This is a genomic window from Actinomycetospora sp., from assembly GCF_055612215.1.
On record NZ_JBVPVA010000535.1, the window covers coordinates 1 to 2,683 of the forward strand.

Below are 2,683 nucleotides of genomic sequence, written 5' to 3' on the forward strand. Positions count from 1 at the left end.
ACACCGTTCATCGCCTTGAGGACCAGGTCATGGGGCACCTTTGGATCGTACCGTCGCGAGATCGCCGCAGCGCCGCGGTGGACGCGAGGTCCCGCGCCCGGCCGGGCGGTGCGTCGCCCCGCCCGGGGTGACCACGACGGACGTCCCGTGCCAGAGTGGGCCCGTGCTCGACGCGGAGCAGGTCGCGCAGGCGTACGCCGGGTGGATCGCTCACGGCGAGCCCGAGTTCCAGGCGATGATGCGGCCCGACCTGCACGACCACGTCAGCGGGCAGCGCGGGCCGCAGACCTGGGACATGGTCTGGGGCTGGATCGAGTCCAGCTTCGAGGAGCGCCGCGCGGAGCTGCACGGGTGGGGCAGGCTCGACGACGGTCGGATCGCGGTGTGGGTGACCCTGCACGGCCGGCACGTCGGCCGCGGGATGCCCTGGCTGGGGGACCGGGCGCCCAGCGGCGCCGAGGTCGCCTGGAAGCAGCTCCACGTCTTCGCCACCGACGGCGAGTACCTCACCGAGCACTGGGCGGTCCGCGACGACCTCGGCGTGATCGAGGCCGTCGACGCGGCGAACGGGTGACCGGCGGAGGGCGCAGGTCCGGTCACGGGCCCCGCATGTCGGCTGCGGTCAGCCCGGCCGGGTGTCCGGCGGGCCATTGCACGAGTTCGATCCGGTAGCCGTCCGGGTCGGTCACCCACGACGTCCGCAGCCCGGGCCCGGGCTCGGCCGGCGGTTCGGCCGGGACGCCCCGGGCGGCGAGGTCGGCGATCGTCGCGTCGAGGTCGTCGGTCTGGACGACGAGGTGGTTGACCGCGTCGGTGCTGGTGACGGGCCGGGTGGGGTCGTGGACGAGCTCGAGGCTGACGTACGGGTCGTCGGGCAGCGCGAGCATGGTGAGGCTGCCGAAGGGGGTGTCGGGGACGCGGCCGAGCTCGGCGTAGCCGAGGGCGGTGTAGAAGGCCAGCGAGCGTTCCAGCTCGGTGACGCGTAGTCCGAGATGGAGCATGCGCATGCGCTGCAGCCTACGAACGAACCGATGAGCCCGGTGGCGGCAACCAGGACGGCGGATTCACCCGCCGACGTCGGATGGGTCGAGGGTGAACAGGGTGGTGCGCAGCCGGGCGAGGAGCCGGGCGACGGTGTCGGCCTCAGCCATCAGCCCGGCTCGCTGGCCGGTGTCGTGCGTTCGGGAGGCTTCGGCGGCCAAGCGGGTGACGAGGGCGTTGAGCTCGTCGAACACGGTGCCGCTGAGTTGCTGGGCGAGGCGTTCGCGGTAGTCGATGCCCGCGGCGACCGCACCGGTCACCTCGTGTACTGCCGGCGGCCGCCAGCTCCGGACGGGCACGGTGCTCACTTCGCACCGGTGCAGTCCCACGCCGGGCGCGCGCGATCTCTGGTGCTCGTCCGCGGGCGGAGCCCGCCGACGCACGCGCACGCCGCGTGCACGGTCCCGCCTGTCTCACGGATCTCTGGCGGTCGCGCCACAACGGCCTCCCGGCTGCTCACTCACGAGCTGACGTGGTGAGCTCAACGGGTGCCAGGGTCCGGGGTACCCAGGTGGCCCGAGGATGTCGGGCCGGGGCACGGAGCCTACGCGTTCTCGGGGTGTGTGGAGCGCCGCCGGCGGAGGTCGTCGCGAGGCGTTCGCCGGCGCGCGCCCCGCGGCCTCCACCGGTGCGCCACCGACCCCCGCGCCATCCCGGGCGCGGTGACTCCCTGCGCCTGACCTCCTGCTCCGTCGACCAGCTCCGGTCAGGGCGAGACCCGGTGGTGGAAGCGCGTGACGGTGACCTCGATGTCGTCGACCTCGTCGAGCTCGAACCGGGATCGCGTCCGGTCCGCCGCGCACACGGCGCCCATGCCGTCGAACGGGCCCAGGGCGTCGGTCTCGCCGGTCTGCGCGTCGCGGACCAGCACGATGTAGCCGTCACAGGCGTCGAGCTCTGCGAGCCGATCGATCAGCCGGTCGGTGAGGTGCTTGGGATGGTCGAGCATGACGTGGCCTCCGTCGTCGGGGCGAAATCGAGGGACCAACCGTCGCGAGATACCGCGGTGGCTGGACTGCGCCGTGGTCTCCGAGGTCGACGCTCACGACCTGGGTCGCCGGTGGAACCGACATGCCGGAACTCCGCTGGCAGCGGCGCGCCCGGAGCACGCGCCTCGATCTGCCGCGATCGGAGGCGAGCGGGTCGGTGGGGGTGGCGATGCCCCCGGTGAGCCGGGGCTGGGGGTTGGATGGTCCCCGGCACCTGAAGCCTCAACGAAGCTCGTGTTCGCATAGTAGCCATACTCGACAGTAGACATGCATCGGAGGCCTCTAGGTCACCCGTTCAGTCTAATAGCTATCGGCAAGTCCAACTCGCTGTCACTACTTCTGTGCCATAGGGGTCACACTCAGAGGACCGGGGGCCTTGCGAGTGATCAGAGGTCCCACCCATGTGACGACGACGCCGCGATCGCAATGACGCATTATCACTGTGCGTCCCGGGTCACTCTCCGGCTCACCTGGGTCGCGGGTTCGGCGGGGTGATGTGCGCGTCGCTGGAGGGGACGGGGACCTCCACGGCGCCCCCGGCCGGGGGAGCGGGCTCACCGCGCGACTACGGTGCCGCCGTCGTGGTCGCGCACGTCCTGTTCGCGACCGGGGCGATCCTGCTCACGGTGAGTTGGACCGATGCCCGGGAGAAG

4 protein-coding genes are annotated in these 2,683 nt (G+C 71.9%); 1 reads left to right on the plus strand and 3 read right to left on the minus strand.

Annotated features, from left to right (window positions below):
* Positions 1-163: 163 nt before the first annotated feature.
* Entirely contained in the window at positions 164-574 is a 411-nt protein-coding gene (locus tag AC0CYZ_RS14965; RefSeq protein ID WP_472216660.1) for a hypothetical protein, read from the plus strand.
* A gap of 22 nt (positions 575-596) precedes the next feature.
* On the opposite strand, the gene AC0CYZ_RS14970 is transcribed toward AC0CYZ_RS14965, so the two are convergent.
* From AC0CYZ_RS14970 to AC0CYZ_RS14980, 3 genes are all read right to left on the minus strand, one after another.
* A complete protein-coding gene (locus AC0CYZ_RS14970; protein ID WP_472216663.1) occupies positions 597-1,007 on the minus strand; it encodes a VOC family protein in 411 nt (136 codons plus the stop codon).
* Positions 1,008-1,064: 57 nt separating this feature from the next.
* On the minus strand, positions 1,065-1,301 hold the full coding sequence (locus AC0CYZ_RS14975) for a hypothetical protein (protein WP_472216665.1): 237 nt from the start codon (positions 1,299-1,301) through the stop codon (positions 1,065-1,067).
* Positions 1,302-1,747: 446 nt separating this feature from the next.
* Positions 1,748-1,990: a hypothetical protein gene (locus tag AC0CYZ_RS14980; RefSeq protein WP_472216667.1), complete on the minus strand. Its 243-nt coding sequence runs from the start codon at positions 1,988-1,990 to the stop codon at positions 1,748-1,750.
* Positions 1,991-2,683 lie beyond the last annotated feature (693 nt).